Genomic DNA, 26041 nt, shown 5'->3' on the forward strand with positions numbered 1-26041 from the left:
CCGTGAAAGTATTGATTGTTGACGATGAGGTCATCATCCGGACGGGGCTGGCCCAGGTCATTCCGTGGAACGAGCTTGGCTTCGAGGTGCTGCCGCCCTGCGCCTCCGCCGAGGAGGCGATGGAGGTGATCGGGACGGAGAAGCCGCATCTCGTGCTGACGGACATCCGGATGACCGGCGCCGACGGGATCGCCCTGGCGGCCTATATCCGCGAGGTCAGCCCAAGGACGGAGACGCTGATTTTGACCGGCTACGACGATTTCCATTACGCCCAGCGGGCGCTGCGGGAAGGGGTATGCGATTATTTGCTGAAAACGAGCCGCCCGGACGACATCGTGAAGGCGGCGCTGCGGGCGAAGGCGCGCATCTTGGAGAAGCAGGACGCGGCGGTGCATGCTTCGGCGAAGGAGGCGTCCCACCGGGAGCGCCAGGTGCTGAAGCTGCTGACCGAGCCGCTGCCTGCGGAAGATTGCCGCCGGATCGCCGCCGAATTGTTCCGCCGCGACGGCGCCCCGCAGGGAAGCGGAAGCGATGCGGCTTCGTATGAGGCGGCCGTCATCGAGGCCGACGGCTGGGGCGAAGCCCGGCACGGGCTGCTGCTTTTCGCGGCCGCCAATCTGTTGGCCGAGCTGCTTGGCGGCCCGGTCGTCCGGCACGAGCAGCGGCTGCTGGCGCTTCGCCGGACGGATCCGGTTCCCGGCCGTCTGCCGTGCGGCTGGGACGAGGCGCTCCGCCGGACGGAGCAGCTCCTCAAGTGCCGGCTCTTCGCCGGGATCGGCAGAGCCGCCGCGGATGCCGCGGTCATCGGCCGCTCCTGCCGGGAAGCTTGCAGCGCCGGGCGCTTCCGCTGGTTCGCGGCCGGCCGCCGCCTGCTTCATTATGGCGAGACGGCGGCGCGCGAAGGCCGTCCGTCGATCTGCTCGGCGCAGGAGGAGGACGGCCTGCTGCAGGCGCTGTCCTCCGGCCGGCCGGAGCGATTGCGCTGCTGGATTGGGGAGCGGGTGAAGGAACTGATCGCGCATCCGCACGCCACGCCGGATTCCGTCCGCTCCTATGGGCAATCCGCCTTGATCGCGGCGGAGCGTTGGCTGGAGCGGTGCGCGCAAGCCGCTGCACCGCTGAACCGGCCGGCAGCGGAGGCGTGGGACGGCTGGAGCTGGCAGCCGCATGCGCTCGCCGACCCGGCGGCTGCCGAGCCGGAGCAATGGGAAGGCTCGCTTTTCGCCGCGCTGCAGGAGGCGATGCAAATCTACCGGGACCGGTATGCAGACGACGCGGTCGCTTATATCTCCCGGGCGATGCGCTATATCCGGGAGACCGCCGACGGAAGCCTGACGCTGCAGCATGTCGCCAGCGTGGTGAACGTCCACCCGAATCATCTGAGCGATAAGTTCAAGCAGGAGACAGGCATGAACTATATCGAGTACGTTACCCAGGCCCGCATCGCCCGGGCATGCCGCCTGCTGCAGGACGGAGCGGCGCTGGTGTCGGATATCGCCCGGATGGTAGGGTACGAGGATTTGAAATATTTTTCTCAGCTGTTCAAAAAGCATATGGGCTGCACTCCCTCCGAATACCGGAGCAGCCGGAGCGGCGGAGCGGCAGGCGGCCCGGACAGCGTCTCCACACGGCTTGGACAACCTCTCCACGCGTTGAGGAGCGGGAAGGACGCGCGAGCGGGGGAGCACCCGGACAGGTGAACTATCCCGCCGGCGCGGCCAAGCGCCTGGATTCATGGCAATCGGCGAAAACATTCCCCCCTGCCGCTTAATTTCTTCCCTAACTCAAGAAGGAAGCGCTTTCGTATACTGGACGTACGCAGAGCGGTCCGGGTGGAAGCCCGCTCTCTCTGCCGGCCTTATTGCGATTGAATTACTCAACACGATAGATAAATGGAGGGGTTGTTCTATGCGTACACGATGGATGACGATGCTCGTTGTGCTGCTGGCTGTCTCCCTGCTCTCCGCATGCGGTTCAGGAGGCACGGATGCCGGGCAGAGCTGGCCTGGGGGCGAAGCGAAGGAAGAGGGCGAGGCGGAGAGGGTGAAGCTCTCTTTATGGCATAACTTCACGGGGGACGATCTTCGCGCCAAAGCGATACGCGACATCATCGAGACATACCAGCGGGAGCACCCGGATATCACGCTCGATATCCAAGCCATTCCGCCGGACGGCTACAAAACGCGCCTCAAAACGGTGGCGGCCGCCAATGAGATGCCGGATGTGTTCCTGATGTGGCCGGGCATGATGACCAAGGAATTCCATGGCGGAGGCTTGATTCAGCCGATTGACGATCTGCTGGACAGCAAGGCGGAGTGGAAGGGCGGCTTCCTGCCGGGGTCTTTCGACGACTTTACCATCGATGGCCGCATATACAGTGCTCCGATGGGATTGTCGCCGACTTCGATACTTTATTATAACGAGGAAATATTGAGCCGCTACGGCCTGCAGGTGCCGAAAACGTGGGATGAGCTGCTTGCCGCCGTGAAGACGCTGAATGAGAACAAGGTAACGCCGATTGCGCTCGGCAACAAGGCCGCCTGGCTCGCCCAGTCGAGCATTCTCAGCTCGTTCGCGGATCGGGTGACCGGAACGGAATGGTTCCTGAAGGCCGCGAATCAGGACGGAGCCAAGTTCACGGATCCGGAATTCGTGCGGGCCCTGGAGCTGCTGCAACAGCTTCAGCAGGCAGGGGCGTTCCAGATCGGCTTCAACAGCATCGACAATACACAGATGGAAATGATGTTCGCGCAAGGCCAGGCCGCGATGATGATCGACGGCGGCTGGGCCCTGACGAATCTGTCGGCCAATGCGTCGCCGGAAGCGCTGAAGAGCATGGGCGCGACAGTGTTGCCTTCGGTTCCCGATGGCAAGGGCGATCCGAATTCGACCTCCGGGGTCGTCGGCGTCGGGCTCGGTCTGAGCGCCAAGGTCGACGGCAAGCGCAAAGATGCCGCCTATGAGCTAATCTACGCCTTGTCCGGACCGGAGGCGCAAAAGCGCACATTGGAAGCGAATCAACTGGTCAGCTACAAGCTGGATCTCGATGAGGGCACCGTATCACCGCTGTTCGCCAAGGTATATCAGCTCGTGAATGAAGTGAAGCGGACGCCGGTCTATGACGCCGTCATGACGAGCGCAGGCGCCGACGCCGTCAATAACGGGCTGCAGGAATTGCTGATGGGAGGCAATCCGGAGGAGATCGCACGAAAGATTCAAGAGGCTCAGGCGAAATCGCTCGGCCGCTGACATGCCGTATGCTGCCGCATCGCTCTGCCCCTGACCGTTCAGGCCAGGCAGGGCGGCGGCCTCAACATTACAGAGAGGAGGCTGAGCCGAATGCGCGCGCACGCAGGGGCAAGCAAGCGGATATTTATTGCGGCGGGGCTGGCGCCGTCGCTTCTCATTTACGCCTTGTTCGTCATTGTGCCGATATTCTGGTCCGCTTACTACGGATTCTTTGATTGGAAAGGAATCGGCGAGATGCGTTTCACTGGCTTCGCCAACTTCATCGAAGTGCTGCGGGATCCGGTGTTCTGGCTCTCGTTTCGCAACAACATGATTATTGTAGGAGCTTCCGTCTTCGGCCAGGTCCCAATCGCATTGCTGCTCGCCCTGCTGCTGAAGCGGGGAACCTGGTTCCAGCGCTTCGTCCGCTCGGCGGTATTCATGCCAATGGTGCTGTCCTCGGTCGTCATCGGGATCATTTGGACGAATATCTATCACCCGCAGACCGGACTGGTGAATGCGGCGCTCGATGCGATAGGGTTATCCGATTGGAAAAGGGCATGGCTGTCGGAACCGGACATCGCCATCTGGATGATCGCCATTCCCGTCATTTGGAACTATATCGGACCGTATCTCATCATGTTCCTTGCCGCTCTGCACAGCATCCCGTCCGAGCTGGACGATGCGGCCGAACTAGACGGAGCGCGGGGAATGCGCAAGCTGGCATCCCTGACGCTGCCCATGATCTGGGACACGCTCAAGGTGGCGATCGTGCTGTGCATCTCCGGCAGCCTGAAGGCGTTCGACCTGATCTATGTCATGACGAACGGAGGTCCGGCTCATGCCACGGAGCTGCTCGCATCGTACATGTATAACAGCACCTTTACCGTCTACCGCTTCGGATACGGCAGCGCGGTTTCTACCCTCATCGTCATCATCAGCCTGCTGCTCGTCGCGGGTTCACAGCGGCTGATGCGCCGGGAAGCGCATTAGCATCCGGGCAAAGGACAGGAAGGAGGAATCGATATGGCATCATTGATAACCGCATCTGCAAGAGGAGACACGGTCCGCGCCGCTGGCTCGCGCGAAGGGTCGCGGGCGCTCAGGCTCCTCGTGAATGCCGGCTTGGCCATCTATGCGCTCGTCACGCTGTATCCGCTCATCTGGCTCTATCTCAGCGCCTTCAAGACCAACGAGGAGTTTTTCGCCCATCCCTTCGGACTGCCGACCACATGGCAGTGGGACAATTTCGTTAGGGCATGGGAAGTGTCGGGGATGGGGCGCTCCATGTGGAACTCGTTGTTCGTCACGACGATATCATTAGCGGCCACCTTGCTCCTCGGAGCGCTGGCGGCTTACATATTGGCCCGGTTCCGGTTCAAGGGGCGCAGCCTGCTGCAGGGCTTGTTCGTGCTCGGCATGCTGATACCGGTTCACAGCACGCTTGTTCCGCTCTTCATCATGATGAACAAGCTGGGCATTCTGAACACCCATGCGGCGCTCATATTCCCTTATACGGCGTTTGAACTGCCGATTGCCATTTTCATCGTGGCTGCCTATCTGGCCAATATGCCCAAAGAAATGGAAGAAGCGGCGCATGTGGACGGCTGCGGGTACATGGGGATTTTCGCCCGGATCATGCTCCCCGTCTCGCTCCCGGCGCTCTCCACCGTCGCGATACTCGGCTTTCTTCGCTTCTGGAACGACTTCGCGTTCGCGCTCGTCTTTATCAACAGCCCAGGGCTGAAGACGCTGCCGCTCAGCCTGTCCGTCTTCGCCACAGGCTACTCGACGGACTACAAACTGACGATGGCCGCCCTCGGCATGGCCGCGCTGCCGACGATCGCAATCTACATTCTATTCCAGGAGCAGGTCATGAAAGGGATGGCCGCAGGCGCCGTCAAAGGGTAACCGGATAGAAAACGAGAGGACGAGACATCCGGGAACGAACCACTAACCGCGGGATAGCCTCAAGAAACGGACGAACTGAAGCGTTCGGAGGCCGATGATTGCTTCAGCAAGGCCTTCGCCACAGAAGCACAACAGGAAAGAAAGCCGGCACCGAGAAAAGCAACTCCTTTGAGCGCGGTTGCCGGCTAAAATCATTGATGTGAACTTTCGTCTCCCCAACTTATGAACAACTATTGCCGTAGCGCAAGCGCAGGAAAGCGAGAAATCCGTACTGCCACGCACATGAGATATATCCTCTCCCACGCACATGAGAAACTTCCTCTTCAACGCCTTATGAGCAATATCCCCTTCGAGCAGGAACGGAGGCGAATCCGCGTCTTTTCTTACTTAATTAACGATATCCCCGTAACACAGGAACCCGAAATAAAATCTGTAGCTATCACGCATATGAGAAACATCCTCAACCACGCCTATGAGCACTATCCCTTTTGAGCAGGAACGGAGGCGAATCCGCATCTTTTCTTCCTTATGAACAATATCCCCGTAGCACAGAAACCCGAGATAAATCTATCTCTCCCACGCCTATGAGTAATATCCCCTTCGAGCAGGAACGGAGGAGTCGAATCCGTGTCATTTCTTCCTTAGGAACAATACCCCCGTAGCACAGAAACCCGAGATAAATCTATCTCTCCCACGCCTATGAGTAATATCCCCTTCGAGCAGGAACGGAGGAGTCGAATCCGTGTCATTTCTTCCTTAGGAACAATATCCCCGTAGCACAGAAACCCGAGGTAAATCCGTCTCTCCCACGCCTATGAGCAATATCCCCTTCGAGCAGGTAGCGTGTGAATCCTCGTCATCTTGCTTATGAGCGTTATCCCCGTCGCGTAGGACGGAGATATATCCTCCTTGCCGTCCTTGTTAGCAATAACTACGAGACGCGGGAAACTGAAGTAATGTTGTAAAGTGGAATTAGGCATGAAGAAAGTCTTATATTATGATGAATTGTAATTGAGAAAATATTGAAGAGGTAGACAAATATAACTCGCAGAGAGTCCACGCTACTTTCCTGACTAGATGGGAAAGTAAGCATAAGACGAATCGGTGCACCAGTCTGAACGGGAGACTCAGCATAAGGCAAGTCGAAGTACCTGACCCGATGGAGACTAAACATAAGGCAAGTCGAAGTACCTGACGGGATGGGAGATTGAACATAAGGCGACAGGAGGGTATCTGACCGGCAAGGGGGTTCTGTACATACGAAAAAAGCACTGAAAGGTGTGCCAATGTAACGATAGGGACGCATCATGGAAGAGTATGCACGGCTGTTAGTCGGATAGTGAAAGATGCAGCGTATATTCGCGGTAGTTTAGCGGCAATGACTGACCATGGGGCCTATGACCATGTGAATGTGCCTCCTTTAAAATGCAGAAAAGGAAGGGACGTAGGCCGTCCCTTCCCGGCATATAACGTTTATAACGGGAGACATGTGCAAATAACGGTTCAAGGGCGGCGCTGGGTTTGTTGGGGAACGGGTGAGTGATGTTCTGTCCTTCGCCCTATGTGTTGGTGCACCGCATTTGTGACAAAGCTTATATTCTCCCCACGGACTGCCGCATCAATATGTCGCAAGGGAGCACGATCTGGCGCGGCTGTTCTTCCCGGTTTTTAATCCGGTCGAGCAGCAGCTGCATGCCTTGCTCCCCGAATTCGTAAGCCGGCTGGGAGGCGACGGAGAAGAACTGGTTTGCTTCCTCCACCCATCCGAAGTCGTCGAAGCAGGCAATCGACAGATCTTCCGGCACGCGCAGGCCCAGGCTGCGGACCGATTTGAGCACGGAAAGGGCCAGCATATTATTGGCCGCGAAGATGGCTGTCGGACGTGTTTCCGGAGCGAGCTCCATCCAGTGTGCGACGGACAAGTCCTGCACGCGCGAATAGCTCGTCTGCATGACCAGCGATTCGTCGAATTCGATGCCGGCTTCCTGCAAGGCCTCGATATAGCCGGATTGCCGCTCGCGGGCGGTCGATACGTCCTGGGCGCCGTTCACGAGGGCGATGCGGCGGTGTCCGTAGCGGATCATTTCCGCCACCATCCGCTTCGCCCCGTCGCGGCTGTCGCCGAGCACGGCGTCGCAGTTGATGCCGGGTACCTCGCGGTCCAGCAGAACAAAGGGCACATTTTGGCGCTGCAGCCACTCCAGATGCTCCTTGGACTGATCCCCGCTCGGCGCGAACAGCACGCCATCCACGCGCATCGACAGAATCATTTCCACGTAATCCTTTTCCTTCGAGAAGCTCTCGTCACTATTTCCGAACATGAGACGATAGCCATGCCGCATGGCGGCATCCTCGGCGCCCCGCGCCATCGTCGTGAAGAACGGGTTCGTAATATCCGTAATAAGAAGCGACACGATTTTGCTCTCTTGCGTGACAAGGCAGCGGGCGACCGAGTTCGGGATGTACCGCATTTCCTCCATCACCTGCTTGACCTTGACGCGGGTCTTTTCGCTCACTCTCCCGGTATTGTTGATGACTCGGGATACGGTCATCGCCGAGACATTAGCTTTCTTCGCAATATCATAAATGGTAGCCATTGGCGTAATCTCCTACTATGATTTAATGGGCACTTACGGCACGCGCTGCAGTCGGCGTTGATCGAACGAAGCGCTGCGGGAAGGCGGCATCCGGGGCTGAAGCCGGGACAGCGGAGCTATCCGCAAGCCGGGCGCCTGCTGCGGCGGGAACCAACGGCGCAGCGAGGCGGAAGAGGCATGTCCTTTTTCCAATTAAGTTAAGAGGCGGCTCACGAAGTCCGCTTTTGGTTATGAAGCGAAATAGGAACGGGCCCGTTGTCGAGTCTTCTGCCCCTTACGAATCCTAATTATACCATTTTCGCCATAAGTTAAAAATAGATTATTCCGAATTATACCGATTATATTTTATGCTATAGAGAACATTGACATCAAGAGGGACCGCATGCTATTGTTGTGTTAACGATAACATTTCCAGTTAAAGTCATCTTATCGGGATAAATCAGGAGGGATCAGGCATGGGCGAGAAGGTAATGCAAAAAGGTGTAAGCGTTATCGTCATGGATGAACGCGATCATGTGGCGACGGCGCTGCGGGAATTGCAACCGGGAGAAGCGGTCACTTGCGAGGTTGCGGGAGCGACTCGTGCAATTGCGGTGAATCAGGCGGTTCCCTTCGGACATAAGGTGGCCATCGTACCGATTGCTGAAGGCGATCATGTGCGCAAATACGGAGAAGTGATCGGCCGGGCGACCTGCGGCATTCCCGTCGGCAGCCATGTGCATGTGCACAATATCGAAGGCATTCGCGGACGGGGCGATCAGGCGGCATCGGCCAATTGAGCGGGTGTCATTCTGACAGCTTGTCAACTTAGGGAAGGGGAATCGGATCAATGAGCATGACATTCCAAGGCTATCGGCGCCCGAATGGCGAGGTAGGCATTCGCAATCATCTGCTAATCATTCCAACGGTCATTTGCGCAAATCAGGTATGCAACCGCATTCAGCAGCTTGTTCCGAACACGGTCGCCATCCCGCATCAGCATGGCTGCAGCCAGATCGGCGCCGACAAGGAGCGCACGTTCGACGTGTTGGCCGGCACGGGGAAAAATCAGAACGTCGGCGGAGTAATCATCGTCAGCCTTGGCTGCGAGGTTGTGGATCCGGTGGAGCTCGGCGATGAGATTCGCAAGACCGGGAAGCCGGTCGAGGTGTTCGACATCCAGAGCGTCGGCGGCTCTGTCAAGGCGATCCAGCACGGCGTCGAACTGGCCGGCAAGATGCGGGCTCTGCTTGATGCGATGGAGAAGGTGGAGATCCCGCTGTCCGAGTTGAAGGTGGGCGTCAAATGCGGCGGCTCGGATGCGACGAGCGGCCTCGCTTCCAACCCGGCGCTCGGCGTGGCGGCGGATGCGCTTATCGGGGAAGGCGGGACGATTGTCATCGGCGAGACGACGGAGATCATCGGAGCCGAGCATGTGCTGGCCGGACGGTGCCGGACGCCGGAGATTGCGGACAATCTGTACCGCATCGTCGATCGCTTCGAGAAGGAGGTCGAGCGGATGGGGGCGGATATGCGCGGCGGCAACCCGAGCCCGGGCAATATCGCGGGCGGCCTCAGCACGATCGAGGAGAAATCGCTCGGCTGCATCAGCAAATGCGGCACCGCCCCGATCGAAGGCATTATCGAGTATGCGGAGCAGGTGCCGCGCGGCGGGCTTTATTTTATGGATTCTCCCGGTAACGATATCGAATGCGTGTCCGGCATGGCCGCGGGCGGCGTGCATCTTGTCTGCTTCACGACGGGGCGCGGCACGCCGACCGGGTCGGCCGTTATTCCGGTTATCAAGATTACCGGCAACCGCCTGTGCGCGGAGCGGATGGCCGACAATATGGACGTCGATGTCAGCGGCCTGCTTGAAGGGGAGTACTCGCTGCAGGAAGCGGGCAAGCGCATCTGGGACGAGATTCGGGCGGTCAGCAGCGGCAAGCTGATGACAGCCGAAGTGCTTGGCCATGCGGAGTTCAGCATCAACCGCATCGGTCCGAGCCTGTAAGGAACGACAGCAACCGGCCGGCAAGCTGAACGGCTGCGGGCCGCCTAACGGACGGGAACTTATTTTACATTGGGAAAAAGAGAAAGGACGTGCCAACATGGGTCGTTTAACAGGACGAATCGCACTGGTGACAGGAGGCAGCCGCGGCATCGGCGAAGCTATCGTCATCCGCCTGGCGGAAGAAGGAGCGGATATCGCGATCAACTATATGTCGGAGGCTTCTTATGACAAGGCGGTTAAGGTGCAGCAGCTGGTGGAGCAGCTTGGGCGCAAAGCGATTGTCGTGCAGGCGGATGTCGGCAGCAAGGAGGAAGTGAACCGCATGTTCGACGAAGTCGAGGCGAAGCTGGGCCATGTCGACGTGCTGGTCAACAATGCGGGCATCGCTCCGTTCGAGCCGTTCATGCAGGTGACGGAAGAGACATGGGATCGCACTTATAATACGAACGTGAAATCCATCTTTATGTGCTCGCAGCGGGCTGCGAAGCATATGATCGAGAACCGCTTCGGCAAAATCGTCAACGTGCTGTCGACGGCCAGTCTGATGGTGACCAGTCCGGTCATTCCGCACTACCAGTCGTCCAAGGCGGCTGCGCATATGCTGACGAAGGGGATGGCAATCGAGCTCGGCAAATTCAATATCAACGTAAATGCGGTCGGCCCGAGCACGGTCGATACCGATATGTGCACGGAATTCCTGGCTGCGCCGGGCATGCGGGAGAAGGAAGAGCAGGCCAACCCGATGAAGCGGCTCGGCACCGCGCGCCAGATTGGCGATGCGGTCGTCTTCCTCGCATCCGAGGAAGCGATGCAGGTCAACGGGCATTTGCTGATGGTGGACGGCGGCCTGACGGTGAAGGCAGCGCAGCCGGACGATCATATGGAACGGTAGGTGAGGCGGATGCTGAACATTACCCGGATGGTGGATCTCTCGCAGGAGCTATACCATTTGTGCCCGGTGCTGCCGGATTTTGAGCCGCCCAAAATGGATTATATCTGCGTCGGGCCGCGCGACGGCTGGAAGCTGGAGCAGGTGACGATGAACCTGCATACCGGCACGCATATGGATGCGCCGGCCCATTTGGGCGAGTATAGCAAGACCTTGGATCAATTCCCGGTAGATGCATTTCAAGGGCGGATGGTCTTCATCCCGCTTCAGGATCGGGGCAAGGGTTACCCGATTGGACGATCGGATCTGGAGCCGTACGCCGCACAGTTGAACAGCGATGCGATCGTGCTGCTATATACCGGCTGGGGCGAGAAGCGGGGCTGGACCAGGGAATGGATCTATGAATCTCCGTATCTGTCCAATGAGGGCGCCCGTTACTTGGCCGAGTGCGGCGTGAAGGCGGTCGGCATCGATCATTTCAGCATCGGCGGCACGGGCAAAGAGAACGAAGAGACGCACCGTATCGTGCTCGGCGCGGATATGTGGGTTGCCGAAGGGCTGCAGCTCGACGATCCCGCGCTGCGGGAGGGCGACTGGCATGTGATGGCGATGCCGCTCAAAATACGGGATTCGAGCGGAGCGCCTGCCCGGATCGTCGCGATCCAGTGGGAGGCTCGCTCATGAGTCTCGTCACGTGGGAGTATCGAATCGAGCATGATGCGGCCGCCTTGAACGAGCTGGGCCAATCCGGCTGGGAGCTGGTTGCGGTGACGGTAGTCGACGGCATCGAGCAGATGTACCTTAAGCGGCCCGGCCCGACGTTCCGGGAGCTCATTACGCTGGACCAACGCGAAGAAGTGGCTCGGATGGCGGAAGCCCACAGCCGGGAGGGGGAAGAGGCATGAAAAAAGGCGGAGTGCTTCACCCCCAACTGAACCGCATCCTGGCCGAGACGGGTCATACCGATATGCTGACGATCTGCGATCGGGGATTCCCGGTGCCGCTCGGGGTGGAGCGGGTCGATCTGGCATTGACCGATGATCTCCCGGGCGTCACGGACGCGCTGCGGGCCATTGCCGGCGAATTCGTGATCGATTGCCTTATCATTACCGAGGAAATGCAAGCCTTCAGTCCGGAGCGGGTCGCCCTGCTGAAGGAATTGATGCCGGATGTGCGATGGAAGGTGCTGCCGCATGTCCGGTTCAAGCAGCTGTGCAGGGAGTCGAGAGCGGTCATCCGGACGGGGGACACGACCCCGTATGCGAATCTGATTATCGTATCCGGATGATTGGCGTGACGAAGAGGCCGATTTTGCGCCGGCCTCTGCAGCTGCAACGCAGGATGAGGGAGCGGGCCGTCCCAGGCCTGTTCCCTTGTATGTACAGCTTGCGCCGGCATTCGTTGTAAAGGTTCCATCAAGAACGCTTCTTTTATGAACTTTTATGAAAATGCAATGAGTGACAAGGGAGATTGAGGGAAGGGGTCAACGGCATGCGTTTACAAGGGAAAGTATGCATCATTACAGGCGCGGGCTCCGGCATCGGCCGCAGCTCGGCGCTGCGCTTCGCGAGCGAAGGAGCGGTGGTTATCGTAGCCGACATTCAGCCGGATGCAGGCCAGGAGACCGTGAAGCTGATCACGGAACGGGGCGGAGCCGCTTCGTTCGTGCAGGTGGACGTCACCGTACCGGAGCAAGCTCAGGCCTTGGCCGACACGGTGATGCGGCAGTATGGGCGCATTGACGTTCTGTTCAACAATGCGGGGGTCAGCGGCGTAGGAAGGCTGCATGAGATCGAACCCGAGGCATGGGATCGCGTGATTGCGGTGAATATTCGCGGCGTCTTCCTCCCGAGCAAATTTGTCATTCCTTACATGATCGAGCAGCAGAGCGGCACGATTATCAACATGTCCTCTTGCATCGCCGAGATGGGGTTGGCGAACCGCGCGTCCTACGCGGCAACGAAGGGCGCGGTGCTGTCCTTGACCAAATCGATGCAGGTGGACTACGCCCCGTACAACATTCGGGTGAATGCGCTTTTGCCGGGAACGATCTACACCCCGTTCGTCGAGCAGTATCTGCGCAATTCATATGATGATCCGGAGCAGGCAATTGCTTCCATCAAGACACGGCAGTTGAGCGGCGAACTCGGCCTGCCTGAGGATGTGGCGGAAGCGGCGCTGTTCCTGGCTTCGGACGAAGCCAAATTCATTATGGGCTCCCCGTTGTACGTGGACGGCGGCGTCGTCTTCGGCAAAAATGCATAATCCGCGGCAAGAACGCGGACCCGGCACCACCGGACTCTGCCTGTCTAGTGCCCATTATATCCAGTAAGGGAGGAAATTACGGTGAAATTTATCACGTTCTATGATCACGATCAACGGCTGCGCGCGGGCGTCAAGACGGATCGGGGCATCGTCGACATCGGCGGCAAATATACAATCAGCGAGGTGATCTCGGGCGGCCGGGACGTCCTGCGGGAGATCGAGGCTTACGCCGCCGGCTCGGACGATGTACTCGATGAGAAGGAACTGGCCTACGGGCCTTGCGTCACGGACCCGCAAAAGATCATCTGTGTCGGACTGAACTATCGGAAGCATGCGGAGGAGACGAATGCTCCGATTCCGGAAGTTCCGATTCTGTTCAACAAATTCAACAATACGCTGGCCGGCCACGGCCATGATGTCGTGCTGCCGCGGGTCAGCCAAGCGGTGGACTACGAGGCCGAGCTGGTCATCGTCATCGGCAAGCCTGCCAAGGATGTAACGGAGGAGGAAGCGCTCGACTATGTGTTCGGCTACTGCAACGTGAACGACCTGTCGGCCCGCGATCTGCAGATGCGCACGCATCAATGGATGCTTGGCAAGTCCTGCGACGGCTTCAGTCCGCTCGGGCCGTATCTCGTTACGGCCGATGAGGTGGGCGATCCGAACCAGCTCGATATCCGATGCATCGTCAATGGGGAGACGCGCCAGCATTCGAATACGGCGGACATGATCTTCAACTGCAAGCAGATCATCAGCTATATATCGCGCCATATGACGCTGCTTCCGGGCGATCTCATTTTGACGGGCACGCCGGAAGGGGTCGTGTTCGGTCTGCCGGAAGCCGAGCGCGTCTACTTGAAGGATGGCGATCTGGTCACGATTGAAATCGAGAAGCTCGGCGCTTTGACGAACCGGATGGTGGCCGAACGGTAGATTCGACGGCGCTTGAAGGGGGCCGCTTCTTCAAGCGTTTTTTAGGCAGGCGGGAAGCGGATAATTGAGTTGATGATTCGATCCGAGAAGAAAGAAGGGACTTCGATGCGCGTATCTTTATTTGTCACTTGTCTGGCGGATACTTGCTTTCCCGACGTGGCGGAGAGCACGGTCCGGCTGCTGCACCGTCTCGGCTGCGACGTTGACTTCCCCCGGCTCCAGACGTGCTGCGGGCAGCCGGCGTTCAACAGCGGCTATCATGACGACGCGCGGGAGGTCGCGCGGCAGTGGCTGCGGGCGTTCGAGCACAGCGACTACATTGTGACGCCGTCCGGCTCCTGCGCCGGCATGGCGTGCCATTATTACGGGGATTTGTTCCGGGAGGAGCCGGCATGGCAGGCCCGGGCGGAGCGCGCGGCGCAGCGCACCTATGAGCTGTCCCAATTCATCGTGAAGGTGCTGCGGCGCACTGATGTCGGGGCCGCCTACGAAGGGACGGCGACCTACCATCCGTCCTGCCACGGCATGCGGCTGCTCGGCATCGGCGACGAACCGATGACGCTGCTGCGCCATGTGAAGGGGCTGAAGCTCGTCGATCTGCCGCATCAGGAGGACTGCTGCGGCTTCGGCGGCACGTTCGCCGTGAAGATGCCGGAGATGTCCGGCGCGATGGTCACGGAGAAGGCGGAGCATGTCGTATCGACGCAAGCGGAGATTCTGATCGGGACGGATATGGGCTGCCTGATGAACATAGGCGGCCGGCTCAATCAGGCTGGCAAGCCGATTCGCGTCATGCATCTGGCCCAACTGCTGGAGGAAGGAGTGAAGCGGGCATGAGCACAGAGACATCCTCCGCCCAAAACGGCATCGGCAGCGGCCTGAAGCAGCGGACGAAGGCGGTGCTTCAGGACGCGTTCCTGCGTCAGGCCGTGGCGTTCACGACGAACAAGCTCCGCACCGGCCGCTTGAGCGCTGCCGAAGAATTCGGCGACTGGGAAACGTGGCGCACCCGCGGTCAGGCGATTCGGCAGCATACGATCGAGCATTTGGACTATTATTTGGGCCAATTCGCGGAGAAGGCGGAACGGCGCGGCGCGCGGGTTCATTTCTGCGCGACGGGCGATGAAGCGGTGCAGGTCTTCCTGGCGATCGCGAAGGAGAAGCAGGCGAAGCTGGTTGCGAAGGGCAAGTCGATGGTGTCGGAAGAGATGCATCTGAACGAGCGGCTGCGCGAACAGGGCATCGACGCGATCGAGACCGACCTGGGCGAATATATTTTGCAGTTGGCGAAGGAGACGCCGTCCCATCTGATCATCCCGGCCATCCATAAGAACAAGTCGCAGATTGCCGAGCTGTTCACGAAGGAGGCCGGCAAGCCGCTTCCGCCGGAGACGAAGGAGCTGGCCGCGTTCGCCAAGCGGAAGCTGCGCCAATTTTTCCTGGAAGCGGATATGGGACTGTCGGGCTGCAACTTCGGCATCGCCGAGTCCGGCACGGTGACGATCGTCTCGAACGAAGGCAATGGGCGCATGGTGACGACCTTGCCGAAGACGCATGTCGTCGTCATGGGGATGGAGCGGCTCGTCCCGACCTTCGACGACGTCGAGGTGATGCTGAACCTGCTCGCCCGCAGCGCGACCGGGCAAAAGCTGACGACCTATACGTCGTTCATCACCGGACCAAGGCAGCGGGGCGATCTGGACGGCCCGGAGGAGCTGCACATCCTTATTCTCGACAACGGGCGTTCGGCGCAGCTTGGCGATCCGCAGTTCCAGCAGGTGCTGCACTGCATCCGGTGCGCGGCTTGCCTGAACGTATGTCCGGTCTACCGGCATGTGGGCGGCCATACGTACGGCTCGGTCTACAGCGGGCCGATCGGGGCGGTGCTCACTCCGCTGCTGCAGCAGGATATGAAGGAGGCGGGGACGCTCCCCTACGCGTCATCGCTATGCGGGGCATGCTATGAAGCCTGCCCGGTCAAAATTCCGCTCCATGACATGCTCGTGCATCTGCGCGCCCGCAAAGTAAAGGAAGGCTATACGCCGCAGGCCGAGCGGCTCGGGTTCCGGGTGTTCGGCAAGGTGTTCAGCCAGGTGAAATGGTACCGGATGGCGGGCAAAGCCGCTTATTACGGCCAGAAGCCGCTCGTGCGGGGCGGGGTGATCCGCAAAGGACCGGGCCCGCTCGGCGGCTGGACCGCTTCGCGGACGTTCCCGGCGATACCGAAGCAGTCGTTCCGCGACCGGTGGGATGAGCTGCAGGCGGAGTTGGCGCGGACGGACCGCGAACAAGGGAGGGATTCGTAATGGAGCGTCATGCGTTTCTCGCCGCGATTGCGTCCCGGCTCGGCCGTTCCGGACCGTTGACGGAAGCGCCGGCCCATCTGTACCGGGGCGTGCCGGGAGAATATCGGGAACGGATGGAGAGACTGAACGCCGATGAGCGCCTGAAGCTGTTCGTCAGCAACTGGACGGCGCTCACCGGGGAAGCGGTCATCGTGCCGCAGGAGGAAGCGGCGGCGGGCATCGAAGAGATGATTGCCCGCTTCCGTCATCGCGGCCCGCTGGAGCGCGTGCTCTATGCCGATACGGAGGAGCTGCGCGGGTACGGCGTGCCGCGGGTGCTGCAGGAGCAGGGCCTGAGCGGGGTTCCGTGGGCGGACGATCGGGACAATGAAGCCGAGCTGGAGCGATTGGGCCTCTCCGGGCCCGGCGAAGCGGGAGCGCTCGCCGGAGCGAAGTGGCAGGCGCGAAACCCGCTGCTGCGCGCCGCCGAGCGGTGCCAGCTTGGCATCGTCGCTCCCGCGGCCGCGATCGCCAACACCGGCACGCTGGCGGTATGGTCCGCCGGGCGCCAAGGCCGCTCGGTCAGCCTGCTGCCGGGCATGCTCCTCGCCATACTCCCGGCCGAGCGGATCGTGGCCCGGATGGGCGAGGCATTCGAGCGGGTGAACGGGATGGCGAACCGGGAAGGCGGCCTGCCGGCCTCGCTGAATCTGATTACGGGGCCGAGCCGCAGCGCCGATATCGAGAATGATCTCACGATCGGCGTTCACGGCCCGGGCGTGGTGGGTGTCGTCATTGTGACATCTTCCGGCACGTAGCGGCGCCGGTGCGGATTTAGATATAGTATAAGCCGGTCAGCGGCGGCAGCGGAACCGTCATGCGGAGATCGCGCGGCCATGATTCCGGCAGCGGAATGTCCGCCTCGGGCTCGAACAGCAGCCGTATTGTCTCTTCCTCGGACAATACGGCTGCTTCCGCGTCCGGGTAGCGAAGGCGGACCTGGCCGTCTCCTAGATCATCCGCTTCGATGCGGGCGGCAGGCGATCCGGTCGACTGCCACCAGTCCCGAAGCAGACGGATGAGCCGCGCCATGGAGGGAACATATACCGTGCCGTCATTGTGGCGGACATGGGCCGGGCAGGCGGACAGCTCGCGGCGCATGGCATCGTCCTGCCAAGGAACGATCACCTCCAGCCGCTCATAGGCCGGCATGCCCTGCAGCAGACGCACGAGCTGCGGAGCGTCGGCTCCGCCGTATTCGAGCACGATCGGCTGCCGATCGGTCTGGGAAGGCTTGGGCTTCAGCACGTAAGCATACGCCGTTAGCGCCCCGCCGCGTTCCAGCCCGTACAGCTTCGGCTTCATCTCCCGGCACGAGGCGTAGGCGGCGGCATCCTTCAGGCCGGCCAGATCCCAGACGCTCATGTCGAAGGCAGCCGTATGCCGCAGCGTCAGATCGTGGAAGGCGAAGCAGTCGAAGCTGGAGAGCTCGCGAAGGCGGGCATCGTTCGCCGCCTCTTCCGCCTTCGGCAGAGCGGCGTCCCGGCTCGCCTCGGCCGTAAATGTATACGCTGTCACGCGGCCGAACGAATAACAGCGGTTCCGGCGGTAAAGGGAACGGCCGCCCGAGATGAAGAGCAGCGCCGCTCCCATATCGTCGACATGGCGCATGACGCGGTGCAGCAGCTCGGTCGCGACTCCGCTGCCCCGGGCTTCCGGCTCGGTGCAGACGGAACCGAGCGAGAACACGGGCAGGCGGGCTGTGCCGATGCGCAGCTTGGCAGGCAGGAGCCCCATATGCGCGATAAGCTTATCGTCTTGAAATACGCCGTAAGAATGGGCATAGACGGGCGAGAACAAGTATGGGAAGCCGTGTTCCATTGAGATTTGCCGGCTGTTCCGGAACACCTTGTCCGACAATTGCACCGCCTGCTCGTAATCGAGCGGCTGCAGCATTCGTATTTGTTCCATGGTACTCCTCCTTATCGGGTTGCGGGTTAGTCAATTCCGGAGGCGGGAATGGCATGACGGAATGGATCCGTTTTTTGCCTCTGGCTCTTACTTTATTTCGATGAGGGAGGCAAGATACCTACTTGATGGCAGATTGGACATAAAAAAGACATAAATCCCCTTCGCCGCGCATCGCCGTGGAAGCTTGCGCAGGCTGGATATGGCCGGTAATGCCGAAGGGGCTTGGCGAGTACAAGCGAACGGCGGTCCGGCCTGCGGCCAATCCGCCGGACTTCGCATCGGACGGCTCCGGCCGTGAGAGCAAAAAAGCGGAGCATGCGCCCGCGCCACATGCTCCGCTCTTTTTTTCGTAATCCGGAAGACTGCTTAATGCTTGTCTGAAGCCGGAGGCTTCGCCTTTACCGCCTCGATCGCCTGGCCGGCGCCAATGGCCACGTCATAGGAGATGGACTCCAAATACGTCAATTGCCGTTTCACGTAGGCATCATCCTTCTTGATGATCTGATCCCGGTAGATTTGATACGGACGGAAGGACATTCGAATCTCGCCGTCGTCGATCGTCAGCGTGAGCAGGCCCGTATCCGCATTTTTCCCCTTCACGTAATCCGGAAAGAGAAAGTTGCCTATCGAATAGGCAATCGGCTTGCCATTGTGCCATTAGAAGCCTTGCAGCACATGCACATGGCTGCCGACGATGCCGTCGGCCCCGGCGTCAATCATCTCGCGGGCATAGGCGCGCTGCCAAGGCTCGGGCTTGTTTTTCTTCTCGACGCCCCAATGCATATAGACGAATAAATAATCGCAATCCCGGCTCTCCTGGCGAATGACGGGCAGCACGCTCGATTTGTTGTACGCCTCCGCGATGCCCGGCCGGTCATCCGCGGCGAACCAGTATGTCTGTGGAATGAAGCGGGAGAAGGCGAGGAACTTGATGCGCTTTCCCTTGATAGTCACTTCATGGGCGCGATACGCCTCTTCGCGGTTTTTGCCGCCTCCCATATAGGGCAGCTCGTAATGCTCCAGATTGGCGATCGTATCGAGAAAGCCTTTCTGCTTGAAGTCGATCGTATGATTGTTGGCGATCGAGACGAGATCGAAGCCGGCATTCTTCAATCCTTCCAGCGAGATCGGGTCGGATTTGAAATTGAACAGCTGGTTCGTATCTTTCTGGTCATGGAAGGTGACGGCGGTCTCCAGGTTGACGACAGCGAAGTCGGCTTCCTGAATCTCCTCGGCCACATGCAAGAACGGATAGTCCGGGCCTTTCTTCCGAATCGTCTCCTTGACCGACCAGTCCATGAGCGCGTCGCCCGCAAACACGAGCCGAATCGGCCCGTCTGCCGCGGCGTTGGCCCCGTCTGTGGGCCCGTTAACCGGGGGAAGCGGCCCCATCGCGCCGTTCCCGCGAGCCTTGCCCTGTATTGGCGGGGGCCCGTACGGAGCGGCTGCCGCCTGCTCTCCGCGGTCCTGCCGCGGTCCGTCCATCGCATGGAGGAGGATGCCGGCGGAGAACAGCAGGGCGGCGGCAACTATCGCGAGCGCCGCTGTCCATTTTCGCCTGCGGCGCTGCTTCAGCCGCCGATGGCGCTCGCGGCGTGATTCCCGAATTGTGCTCAATGGGCACCTCCTATGTATAAAGGTCAATTTCACCGCTTTCATTATATTCGTTAACATCAGGAAATAAGTTTCAAAATATTTGCAATATACTATAAATTTTGTTATTTAACTTGAGTCTTCCCCATTTTCTTTTTGAAAACGCTATGGTAAAATAAACTTGCTTACATTTTGTAAGCTATGAAGGAGGGATGATGATATGGAATCCCATCATTTGGGGATGTGTCCCCGTTTTGAATCCGCGTTCTGTATATTGGGGAAGCGCTGGAACGGGCTTCTCATTCAGGTCCTGCTCAGCGGACCGAAGCGGTTCAAAGATATTTCCGCGCTCATTCCAACAATGAGCGACAAGATGCTAAGCGAGCGAATGAAAGATTTGGAGGCAGCCGGCATTGTCGTGCGCAATGTCTATCCGGAGACGCCGGTGCGCATTGAGTACGAGCTGACCGACAAGGGGCTGGCGCTGCAGCCGGTCATGGAAGCCATCCAACATTGGGCGGAGACATGGGTGAGCGAGCCGGCGGATTGTGAACAGCCGGATGAATCCGCGGATTCCGATTCGGACGATTCCTGACAGGGTCGAAGCGGCGTTTCTCGCAATGTTCGGAAGATCGGGCGCTGCCGGAGGCGCGTTATGGCCATCATGCCCAAGGCATCGTATTTCGCAATGAATGAAGCAACGACTAACGGTTTATCACGCAAAGGAGAATGATGATTGGGTATTTACACAAGGATGGGAGACGGCGGCAAGACGAGTGTCATTCGCGGGCGGGTCGATAAGGATCATGCGCGGGTGGAAGCTTACGGAACGGTCGACGAATTGAACACCTTCATGAGCTCGGCTATCCGCCAGGCGGAGATCGACGGGGAAGCCGGGCTTGCGGCCGAATTGACGGGCATCCAGCAATATCTGTTCGATTGCAGCCATGATCTGGCCGTCGTCTCTCCGGAATTCCGGCCCTACCGGCTTGCGCCGGAGGCGGTCGAACAGCTGGAACGGCGCATGGAGGAGCATTCCCCGGCGCAGCCGCTTCAAGCCGGCTACCCGGATAACCCCCTGTCTGCCAAGCTGATGATGTGCCGCGGCGTATGCCGGCGGGCGGAACGGCGAATCGTCACCTTGATGCGTGATGAGATCGCCTCGAAGGTCGTATTGCAATATATCAATCGGTTATCAACGTACTTATGGTGGCTTGCGGACCGCGTGAGCGGGAAGCGGGGCAAGCGGTAGGCTTGCGGGCGAACGCCCTCGCCGGGCGGCACGGCGGGCGCGGCTCCGGAGGAGTTCTGTGCCCGTTTTTTTATGCCGGAAGGGACGCTGGGGGGCGGCGCCCCTTTTGACCGTTGTCAACCTTTCCTGCAGCCCTTATAATTAAGCGGAATGACAGGGGTAAATTTAAGAAGATTAACAATCACATTTCACTATGAGACAGGAGACTGACATGACCATTCACATCATCACGGACGGAAGCTCGGACCTGACGCCGGAGCTGGCAGAGCAATACGGCATCCACGTCGTTCCGCTGTACGTTCGATTCGGGCAAGATGTATTGACATCCGATATGAATACGGATTCTTTCTATGAACGGATGCGGGAGGAGCACGAGCTGCCGAATACAGCGAGTCCTTCGCCTGCCGACTTTTATCATATGTATCGATCGCTTGGAACCGAGAAGGACATTCTCGTGTTGTCGCTGACCTCTCAGCTGAGCAGCACCTACAATCACGCGCTGATGGCCAAGACGATGTATGAGGAAGAAGGGCATCCGAACCGGATCGAGGTGCTGGATACGAAGACGGCGTCGATGGGGCTTGGATTGCTGGCCGTGCGGGCGGCCCAATTGGCCCGGGCGGGGGAAGAGCTGCAGGACCTGATGGCGAAGATGGTTCATTTTATTAAGCATACACGGACTTATTTTACATTGGATACGCTGGAAAATGTCATCCGCGGCGGCCGGTTGAGCCGGATTAAGGGGACGGTCGCCTCGATGCTGAATATTAAGCTGCTCATGGAAGCAAGCGAAGAAGGCTCGATTGAAGTGCTGGAAAAAATCCGCGGCACCCAGAAGACGCTGCGGCGGCTGATCGACAAGGTGGGCGACGCGTGGCATCAGGTCGACAAGAACTGGATTGCGCTCGCTCATTCCAACTGCGAGGAGCGCGCCAAAGCGTTTCTCCGCGATTTGCTGGACAAGTATCCGTTCGATCAGGTGCTGTTCGTCAATATGGGGCCGGTAATCGGAACCTACGCCGGGGAGGGCGGCGTCCTCATTTCTTATCAGGAAGCGCCCGCACTGTCGTAGATTTGTCTATTTTCCGGTGATCGCAATCACTCTCCTGTTCCTATCCCGGGCGTATGATCGGGTTACAGCGCAAGCTTGGCGGCGATGAAGCCGTACCGAAGCGCTGGACGAGGAAGGGAGAGGTGTCACATGTTTACGGAGGAGATGACGGTACGCGATGCCGTGTTGAGCTATCCGGCGGCGAGCGATTTATTTAAACGGTTGAAAATCGATTTCTGCTGCGGGGGCAACCGGCCGATACGCGAAGCCGCCGCGGAACGGGGATATGCGGCAGAAGAGGTTATCAGCGAGTTGAAGCGGATGCAAGAAGCGGCTCCTGCGGCGGGAACGGGCGTCGACTGGAAGTTCATGTCTTCGCGCTCGCTGATTGAATATATCGTGAACAAGCATCATCGGTACTTGCGCGAGCAGCTGCCGGCCATCACGGCGAATGTGGCGCGCGTCTATCACGTGCATGGCGGAGATCAACCCCATCTGGCCAAGGTGCATGAGACGTTCATGCAGCTGAAGGCCGAGCTGGAGGCGCATATCGCGAAGGAAGAAGAGTCTCATTTCCCGCTCATCCTTCGGTATGAGGACGATCCGGAAGGGACGGCGGCGGAAGCGCGGGCCGTCGTAGCGGAACTGGCCGAGGAGCATGACGGAGCCGGGGCGCTGCTCAAGAAGCTGCGGGAGGCGACATCGGATTTCACGCCGCCAGAAGGCGCCTGCACGACCTACCGCGTCGCCTATGCGCGGCTGGAGGAGCTGGAGTCGATGACCTTTGAACATGTGCATTTGGAAAATAATGTGCTGTTCCCGCGCATTGCCGGTTAACAGATATCGAATAATGGACACAGGACAGAGGACAGCCACCGCGTCTATCGATGACGCCGGGGGCTGCTTCGCGTGGAGCGGCCGCGCGGCCGGGCTGGCTACATATGAATGCCGGTATTGGCTTTGACCAGGACCTCATCGAACTTCGCATCCGCATCCTTACTGCGGGATGACACGATCGTTCCGATCCAGGCGCCGATGAAGATCGCCTTGCCGGCCGGATCCCAGATGCTTGGGGAGACGGCGACGAGCGCAATCGCCGACAGCAATCCGGTCAGCATGCCGCTGATGGCCCCCGCCGTATTGAAGCGGCACCAGAGAATCGTGAACAGAATGACCGGAAGGTTCGCGCTGGCCGCGACAGCGAAGGCAAGGCCGACGAGGAAGGCGACATTCAGCTTCGAGGCGAGGAGCGCCAGGGCGATCGAGAGCACCGCTACGCCGATGGAGGCGTAGCGGGCGGCCTTCATCTGCTCGCGTTCATTGGCTTTGCCCTTGCGCAGGATATGGTTGTAGAAATCATGCGCGAAGGCGGAGGCGGCCGAGAGGACGAGGCCGGTGACGACAGCGAGAATGGTCGCGAACGCGACAGCCGAGATCAGGGCGAACTTGATGATCTGCACCCATGAGGTGGCATGAATGCCGCCGAATGCGACATACAGCGTCATAAGGCAGCCGACGATGAGGACGGCCCATATATAATCCATGCCGAGCAGCAGCTTGATGAGCGCGCCGGCCCCGACGAGCTGGGCGATCATGTAGAAGGTGGAGATCGTCACCGTGTTCAGCGCGGCGACGCCCCGGATTTTCATATTATTGAAGCGGGCGGCAATCATGTCGGCCAAGGTGAATTTGCCGAGATTGCGCAGAGGCTCCGCGACAAGATACAGGACGACGAGATAGGCGACGAGGAAGCCGATCGAATAGAAGAAGCCGTCGAAGCCGACGAGAGCGATCGATCCGGCGATGCCGAGGAACGAAGCCGCGGACATATAGTCCCCCGCGATGGCCAGCCCGTTCTGCCAGCCCTTCAGGCCGCCGCCAGCCGTGTAGAAATCCGATGCGCTGCGCGTCTTCTTCGCCGCTATATATGTAATGACCATGGTCAGCATTACGATGGCCAAGAACAAAATGAACGCCGTTGTGCTCATTCGCGTTCCCCACTCCATTCCTGATTGATTTCGGCCATCAGCTTATCGAATTTGGCCGCTCTGCGGGCGTAGAGGACACATAGGACCCGAAAAGTAAACGCTTACACCCCTTTCGAAATAGCGGTTCGTTGGTATGGCCGCGATGACTGTTTTCTATATATATAAGCCGTTCACCAAATTGTCAAATATTTTCCAAAATCAAGTAAAAAAACCGGCTGTTTGTCCGGCGGACGGTTTGTGATATGATGAAAAATATGCTAAGCATTGGTATATAGACAGACTCGGGGGATGATAACCATGTATCGGATTATGATTGTTGAAGATGATGACAAGATTGCTTCCATTCTGCAATCTTCGCTGGAGAAGTATGATTATAAAGTAACGCGGGCCACCGATTTCAAGGCGTTGAAGGAAGAACTGCTTGCGATAAATCCGGATTTGATTTTGCTCGATATTCATTTGCCGGCCTATGACGGATTCTATTGGTGCAGGCAGTTCCGGATGGTGACCAATGCGCCGATTATTTTCGTATCCGCGCGCACCGGAGAGATGGATCAGGTGATGGCCATCGAGAACGGGGGCGACGATTTCATCACGAAGCCGTTCCATCTTGATGTGCTGCTGGCGAAGGTGAAGGGCGTCCTGCGCCGGACCTACGGAGAATATGCTTCCAACAACGGCGGCGAAGAGCTGGTCGTGCATGGCTTGAGCCTCCACCGCTCCCGGAATACGCTGGAATGGAAGGGGAACCGCGTCGATCTGACGAAGAACGAGGCGCTGCTGCTCGCTGTGCTCATGGAACGCGCCGGACATATCGTATCCCGGGAGACGCTGCTGGAGACGCTGTGGGATGATGTCGATTTCGTGGACGACAACACGTTGACCGTAAATGTGACCCGCGTGCGCAAGAAGCTGGAGGAGATTGGCATTCATAAAGCGATCGAGACGATGCGCGGACAGGGATACCGCTTGCAGCCCTCGTGGACGGAAGACGGGGATTGGGCATGACCTTTTGGCGCTTCGTGAAGGATCGGCTGCTCCTGGTGCTGGCCTGCTTCGCCGCTCTGTTCGTCGCTCTGCTTGTCGTCTGGCTGGATCTCGGGATCGGGCAGCGCTATGTGTACAGCGGGAGCCTGACTTACGTATTCGTGCTGGGCGCAGCCGTTATCCTCCTTGGGTTAATCTATGACTATTCGCGGCAGCGGCGCTGGTTCCGCGAGATGAAGAACGCGGAGGAGAATGCGAGCAGCAATGATTTCACGCTCTGCCTTCAGCATCCGCAGACGCAGGAGCAGGAGCGGGTTCACGGCTTAATCAGCCGCCAGTACAGCGCCTATATGGACGAGCTGCTGACCGTGCAGAAGAACCGCGAGCAGCATCTTCATTTTACGAACCAATGGGTCCATCATATGAAGACGCCGGTATCGGTGCTGCATCTTATCTCGCAGCAGGCGCCTCAGCCGCTGTCGCTCGAGGAGACGGAGCAGCTTCTGCGCAGCATCGCGGAAGAGACGGATCGGCTCGCGCGCGGGCTCGACATGATGCTGCATACGGCCCGCATGGAGAAATTCGACCTGGATCTGCATGTGACGGGATTGTCGCTGCAGCACGTCATCCGGCAGGTCATCAATCAGAATAAGAAAGCACTCATTCGTTATCAGATCTATCCGAAGGTCACGCCCGGCGACACGATGGTCGAGAGCGATGAGAAGTGGCTGGCGTTCATTCTGACCCAACTGGTCACGAACGCGATCAAATATATGAAGGATAAGGAAGGGGCCAAGTCGATCCAGTTCACGGTACAGCAGACGGACGGCGCCGTGCAGCTCCGGGTGCAGGATGAGGGTGTCGGCATCGAGCCGCATGATATCCCGCGCATCTTCGATGCCTTCTTCACCGGGGAGAATGGACGAAGGGAAGGGGATGCCACCGGGATGGGGCTGTATCTGGTCAAGCAGGTGTGCGGGAAGCTCGGTCATACGATCAGCGTAGAATCGGAGCCGCATGTGGGCACGATCTTCACGCTTGGCTTCCATTCCGACGGCATCCATCGCATATGAGGCGGGCGGGACATTCACCCGCCAA

The 26041-nt window shown here is 59.1% G+C and carries 28 protein-coding genes; 22 read left to right on the forward strand and 6 right to left on the reverse strand.

Annotation, left to right across the window (positions count from 1 at the left end):
- Positions 1-2: 2 nt before the first annotated feature.
- The 4 genes from OCY70_RS13090 to OCY70_RS13105 all read left to right on the forward strand — a co-directional run bounded on the left by OCY70_RS13090 (position 3) and on the right by OCY70_RS13105 (position 5139).
- On the forward strand, positions 3-1700 hold the full coding sequence (locus tag OCY70_RS13090; protein ID WP_249724629.1) for a response regulator transcription factor: 1698 nt from the start codon (positions 3-5) through the stop codon (positions 1698-1700).
- A gap of 208 nt (positions 1701-1908) precedes the next feature.
- The gene (locus OCY70_RS13095; protein WP_213426863.1) at positions 1909-3249 is read left to right on the forward strand and encodes an extracellular solute-binding protein; all 1341 of its coding nucleotides are present in this window, start codon (positions 1909-1911) and stop codon (positions 3247-3249) included.
- A 90-nt stretch (positions 3250-3339) separates the two neighbouring features.
- Positions 3340-4221: a carbohydrate ABC transporter permease gene (locus OCY70_RS13100; RefSeq protein ID WP_213426862.1), complete on the forward strand. Its 882-nt coding sequence runs from the start codon at positions 3340-3342 to the stop codon at positions 4219-4221.
- Positions 4222-4254: 33 nt separating this feature from the next.
- Complete coding sequence (locus OCY70_RS13105) at positions 4255-5139, forward strand: carbohydrate ABC transporter permease (protein ID WP_213426861.1); 885 nt, start codon at positions 4255-4257, stop codon at positions 5137-5139.
- A 1592-nt stretch (positions 5140-6731) separates the two neighbouring features.
- On the opposite strand, the gene OCY70_RS13110 is transcribed toward OCY70_RS13105, so the two are convergent.
- Both OCY70_RS13110 and OCY70_RS13115 read right to left on the reverse strand, forming a co-directional pair.
- Positions 6732-7736 carry a LacI family DNA-binding transcriptional regulator gene (locus OCY70_RS13110; protein WP_213426860.1) on the reverse strand — a complete coding sequence of 335 codons (1005 nt, stop codon included), beginning with the start codon at positions 7734-7736 and terminating at the stop codon, positions 6732-6734.
- Between the two features lie 33 nt (positions 7737-7769).
- Positions 7770-7928 (reverse strand): hypothetical protein, encoded by a 159-nt coding sequence (locus OCY70_RS13115; protein WP_213426859.1) that lies wholly within the window; start codon positions 7926-7928, stop codon positions 7770-7772.
- Between the two features lie 263 nt (positions 7929-8191).
- Between OCY70_RS13115 and OCY70_RS13120 the strand changes: the two genes are divergently transcribed.
- The 11 genes from OCY70_RS13120 (at position 8192) to OCY70_RS13170 (ending at position 16919) form a co-directional block, all read left to right on the forward strand.
- Positions 8192-8515, forward strand: coding sequence for a UxaA family hydrolase (locus tag OCY70_RS13120; RefSeq protein ID WP_213426858.1), 324 nt, complete (start codon positions 8192-8194; stop codon positions 8513-8515).
- A gap of 50 nt (positions 8516-8565) precedes the next feature.
- Positions 8566-9729 carry a UxaA family hydrolase gene (locus tag OCY70_RS13125; RefSeq protein WP_261944895.1) on the forward strand — a complete coding sequence of 388 codons (1164 nt, stop codon included), beginning with the start codon at positions 8566-8568 and terminating at the stop codon, positions 9727-9729.
- 97 nt (positions 9730-9826) lie between these two features.
- Positions 9827-10621 carry an SDR family NAD(P)-dependent oxidoreductase gene (locus tag OCY70_RS13130; protein ID WP_213426856.1) on the forward strand — a complete coding sequence of 265 codons (795 nt, stop codon included), beginning with the start codon at positions 9827-9829 and terminating at the stop codon, positions 10619-10621.
- Positions 10622-10630: 9 nt separating this feature from the next.
- Positions 10631-11302: a cyclase family protein gene (locus OCY70_RS13135; RefSeq protein ID WP_213426855.1), complete on the forward strand. Its 672-nt coding sequence runs from the start codon at positions 10631-10633 to the stop codon at positions 11300-11302.
- The gene (locus tag OCY70_RS13140) at positions 11299-11523 is read left to right on the forward strand and encodes a hypothetical protein (RefSeq protein ID WP_213426854.1); all 225 of its coding nucleotides are present in this window, start codon (positions 11299-11301) and stop codon (positions 11521-11523) included. The genes OCY70_RS13135 and OCY70_RS13140 overlap by 4 nt, the downstream gene beginning before the upstream one ends.
- On the forward strand, positions 11520-11906 hold the full coding sequence (gene rbsD / locus OCY70_RS13145; RefSeq protein ID WP_213426853.1) for a D-ribose pyranase: 387 nt from the start codon (positions 11520-11522) through the stop codon (positions 11904-11906). Before OCY70_RS13140 ends, rbsD begins: the two co-directional genes overlap by 4 nt.
- Positions 11907-12109: 203 nt before the next feature.
- Complete coding sequence (locus tag OCY70_RS13150; protein ID WP_213426852.1) at positions 12110-12883, forward strand: SDR family NAD(P)-dependent oxidoreductase; 774 nt, start codon at positions 12110-12112, stop codon at positions 12881-12883.
- A gap of 81 nt (positions 12884-12964) precedes the next feature.
- Complete coding sequence (locus tag OCY70_RS13155; protein WP_213426851.1) at positions 12965-13816, forward strand: fumarylacetoacetate hydrolase family protein; 852 nt, start codon at positions 12965-12967, stop codon at positions 13814-13816.
- A 105-nt stretch (positions 13817-13921) separates the two neighbouring features.
- Positions 13922-14653 carry a (Fe-S)-binding protein gene (locus OCY70_RS13160; protein WP_213426850.1) on the forward strand — a complete coding sequence of 244 codons (732 nt, stop codon included), beginning with the start codon at positions 13922-13924 and terminating at the stop codon, positions 14651-14653.
- Positions 14650-16122: a LutB/LldF family L-lactate oxidation iron-sulfur protein gene (locus OCY70_RS13165; RefSeq protein WP_249724626.1), complete on the forward strand. Its 1473-nt coding sequence runs from the start codon at positions 14650-14652 to the stop codon at positions 16120-16122. The genes OCY70_RS13160 and OCY70_RS13165 overlap by 4 nt, the downstream gene beginning before the upstream one ends.
- Complete coding sequence (locus OCY70_RS13170) at positions 16122-16919, forward strand: LutC/YkgG family protein (RefSeq protein ID WP_213426849.1); 798 nt, start codon at positions 16122-16124, stop codon at positions 16917-16919. The genes OCY70_RS13165 and OCY70_RS13170 overlap by 1 nt, the downstream gene beginning before the upstream one ends.
- A 16-nt stretch (positions 16920-16935) precedes the next feature.
- Here OCY70_RS13170 and OCY70_RS13175 read toward each other — a convergent pair whose 3' ends face one another.
- Positions 16936-18072: a GNAT family N-acetyltransferase gene (locus OCY70_RS13175; protein ID WP_249724623.1), complete on the reverse strand. Its 1137-nt coding sequence runs from the start codon at positions 18070-18072 to the stop codon at positions 16936-16938.
- 209 nt (positions 18073-18281) lie between these two features.
- Here OCY70_RS13175 and OCY70_RS13180 point away from each other — a divergent pair, with 209 nt between their 5' ends.
- On the forward strand, positions 18282-18425 hold the full coding sequence (locus OCY70_RS13180) for a hypothetical protein (protein ID WP_213426848.1): 144 nt from the start codon (positions 18282-18284) through the stop codon (positions 18423-18425).
- Between the two features lie 13 nt (positions 18426-18438).
- Here OCY70_RS13180 and OCY70_RS13185 read toward each other — a convergent pair whose 3' ends face one another.
- Both OCY70_RS13185 and OCY70_RS13190 read right to left on the reverse strand, forming a co-directional pair.
- The gene (locus OCY70_RS13185) at positions 18439-18672 is read right to left on the reverse strand and encodes a hypothetical protein (protein WP_249724622.1); all 234 of its coding nucleotides are present in this window, start codon (positions 18670-18672) and stop codon (positions 18439-18441) included.
- 57 nt (positions 18673-18729) lie between these two features.
- On the reverse strand, positions 18730-19689 hold the full coding sequence (locus OCY70_RS13190; protein ID WP_261944896.1) for a CapA family protein: 960 nt from the start codon (positions 19687-19689) through the stop codon (positions 18730-18732).
- Positions 19690-19885: 196 nt separating this feature from the next.
- Between OCY70_RS13190 and OCY70_RS13195 the strand changes: the two genes are divergently transcribed.
- From OCY70_RS13195 to ric, 4 genes are all read left to right on the forward strand, one after another.
- Entirely contained in the window at positions 19886-20260 is a 375-nt protein-coding gene (locus tag OCY70_RS13195) for a winged helix-turn-helix transcriptional regulator (RefSeq protein ID WP_213426847.1), read from the forward strand.
- Between the two features lie 141 nt (positions 20261-20401).
- On the forward strand, positions 20402-20917 hold the full coding sequence (locus OCY70_RS13200) for a cob(I)yrinic acid a,c-diamide adenosyltransferase (RefSeq protein ID WP_213426846.1): 516 nt from the start codon (positions 20402-20404) through the stop codon (positions 20915-20917).
- A gap of 211 nt (positions 20918-21128) precedes the next feature.
- Positions 21129-21989 (forward strand): DegV family protein, encoded by an 861-nt coding sequence (locus OCY70_RS13205; protein WP_213426845.1) that lies wholly within the window; start codon positions 21129-21131, stop codon positions 21987-21989.
- Positions 21990-22118: 129 nt separating this feature from the next.
- Positions 22119-22805: an iron-sulfur cluster repair di-iron protein gene (ric, locus tag OCY70_RS13210; RefSeq protein ID WP_213426844.1), complete on the forward strand. Its 687-nt coding sequence runs from the start codon at positions 22119-22121 to the stop codon at positions 22803-22805.
- Between the two features lie 98 nt (positions 22806-22903).
- Here the strand turns inward: ric and OCY70_RS13215 are convergent, their stop codons facing one another.
- A complete protein-coding gene (locus OCY70_RS13215) occupies positions 22904-23956 on the reverse strand; it encodes a solute symporter family protein (RefSeq protein ID WP_213426843.1) in 1053 nt (350 codons plus the stop codon).
- A gap of 297 nt (positions 23957-24253) precedes the next feature.
- On the opposite strand from OCY70_RS13215, the gene OCY70_RS13220 reads away from it, so the two are divergent.
- Complete coding sequence (locus tag OCY70_RS13220; RefSeq protein WP_213426842.1) at positions 24254-24964, forward strand: response regulator transcription factor; 711 nt, start codon at positions 24254-24256, stop codon at positions 24962-24964.
- Positions 24961-26016, forward strand: coding sequence for a sensor histidine kinase (locus tag OCY70_RS13225; protein ID WP_213426841.1), 1056 nt, complete (start codon positions 24961-24963; stop codon positions 26014-26016). The genes OCY70_RS13220 and OCY70_RS13225 overlap by 4 nt, the downstream gene beginning before the upstream one ends.
- Positions 26017-26041: the final 25 nt, after the last annotated feature.

Source organism: Paenibacillus melissococcoides, assembly GCA_944800085.1.
In the GTDB taxonomy this organism is placed as follows: domain Bacteria; phylum Bacillota; class Bacilli; order Paenibacillales; family Paenibacillaceae; genus Paenibacillus_B; species Paenibacillus_B melissococcoides.

What these genes read in the sequence shown, in the direction of transcription:
- OCY70_RS13110 (WP_213426860.1), bottom strand. Translation starts at nt 7,736, where the DNA reads ATGGCTACCATTTATGATATTGCGAAGAAAGCTAATGTCTCGGCGATG.
- OCY70_RS13180 (WP_213426848.1), top strand. Translation starts at nt 18,282, where the DNA reads ATGCCGAAGGGGCTTGGCGAGTACAAGCGAACGGCGGTCCGGCCTGCG.
- ric (WP_213426844.1), top strand. Translation starts at nt 22,119, where the DNA reads ATGTTTACGGAGGAGATGACGGTACGCGATGCCGTGTTGAGCTATCCG.
- OCY70_RS13100 (WP_213426862.1), top strand. Translation starts at nt 3,340, where the DNA reads ATGCGCGCGCACGCAGGGGCAAGCAAGCGGATATTTATTGCGGCGGGG.
- OCY70_RS13150 (WP_213426852.1), top strand. Translation starts at nt 12,110, where the DNA reads ATGCGTTTACAAGGGAAAGTATGCATCATTACAGGCGCGGGCTCCGGC.
- OCY70_RS13095 (WP_213426863.1), top strand. Translation starts at nt 1,909, where the DNA reads ATGCGTACACGATGGATGACGATGCTCGTTGTGCTGCTGGCTGTCTCC.
- OCY70_RS13120 (WP_213426858.1), top strand. Translation starts at nt 8,192, where the DNA reads ATGGGCGAGAAGGTAATGCAAAAAGGTGTAAGCGTTATCGTCATGGAT.
- OCY70_RS13175 (WP_249724623.1), bottom strand. Translation starts at nt 18,072, where the DNA reads ATGGAACAAATACGAATGCTGCAGCCGCTCGATTACGAGCAGGCGGTG.
- OCY70_RS13170 (WP_213426849.1), top strand. Translation starts at nt 16,122, where the DNA reads ATGGAGCGTCATGCGTTTCTCGCCGCGATTGCGTCCCGGCTCGGCCGT.
- OCY70_RS13135 (WP_213426855.1), top strand. Translation starts at nt 10,631, where the DNA reads ATGCTGAACATTACCCGGATGGTGGATCTCTCGCAGGAGCTATACCAT.
- rbsD (WP_213426853.1), top strand. Translation starts at nt 11,520, where the DNA reads ATGAAAAAAGGCGGAGTGCTTCACCCCCAACTGAACCGCATCCTGGCC.
- OCY70_RS13225 (WP_213426841.1), top strand. Translation starts at nt 24,961, where the DNA reads ATGACCTTTTGGCGCTTCGTGAAGGATCGGCTGCTCCTGGTGCTGGCC.
- OCY70_RS13215 (WP_213426843.1), bottom strand. Translation starts at nt 23,956, where the DNA reads ATGAGCACAACGGCGTTCATTTTGTTCTTGGCCATCGTAATGCTGACC.
- OCY70_RS13220 (WP_213426842.1), top strand. Translation starts at nt 24,254, where the DNA reads ATGTATCGGATTATGATTGTTGAAGATGATGACAAGATTGCTTCCATT.
- OCY70_RS13105 (WP_213426861.1), top strand. Translation starts at nt 4,255, where the DNA reads ATGGCATCATTGATAACCGCATCTGCAAGAGGAGACACGGTCCGCGCC.
- OCY70_RS13125 (WP_261944895.1), top strand. Translation starts at nt 8,566, where the DNA reads ATGAGCATGACATTCCAAGGCTATCGGCGCCCGAATGGCGAGGTAGGC.
- OCY70_RS13195 (WP_213426847.1), top strand. Translation starts at nt 19,886, where the DNA reads ATGGAATCCCATCATTTGGGGATGTGTCCCCGTTTTGAATCCGCGTTC.
- OCY70_RS13160 (WP_213426850.1), top strand. Translation starts at nt 13,922, where the DNA reads ATGCGCGTATCTTTATTTGTCACTTGTCTGGCGGATACTTGCTTTCCC.
- OCY70_RS13165 (WP_249724626.1), top strand. Translation starts at nt 14,650, where the DNA reads ATGAGCACAGAGACATCCTCCGCCCAAAACGGCATCGGCAGCGGCCTG.
- OCY70_RS13140 (WP_213426854.1), top strand. Translation starts at nt 11,299, where the DNA reads ATGAGTCTCGTCACGTGGGAGTATCGAATCGAGCATGATGCGGCCGCC.
- OCY70_RS13205 (WP_213426845.1), top strand. Translation starts at nt 21,129, where the DNA reads ATGACCATTCACATCATCACGGACGGAAGCTCGGACCTGACGCCGGAG.
- OCY70_RS13130 (WP_213426856.1), top strand. Translation starts at nt 9,827, where the DNA reads ATGGGTCGTTTAACAGGACGAATCGCACTGGTGACAGGAGGCAGCCGC.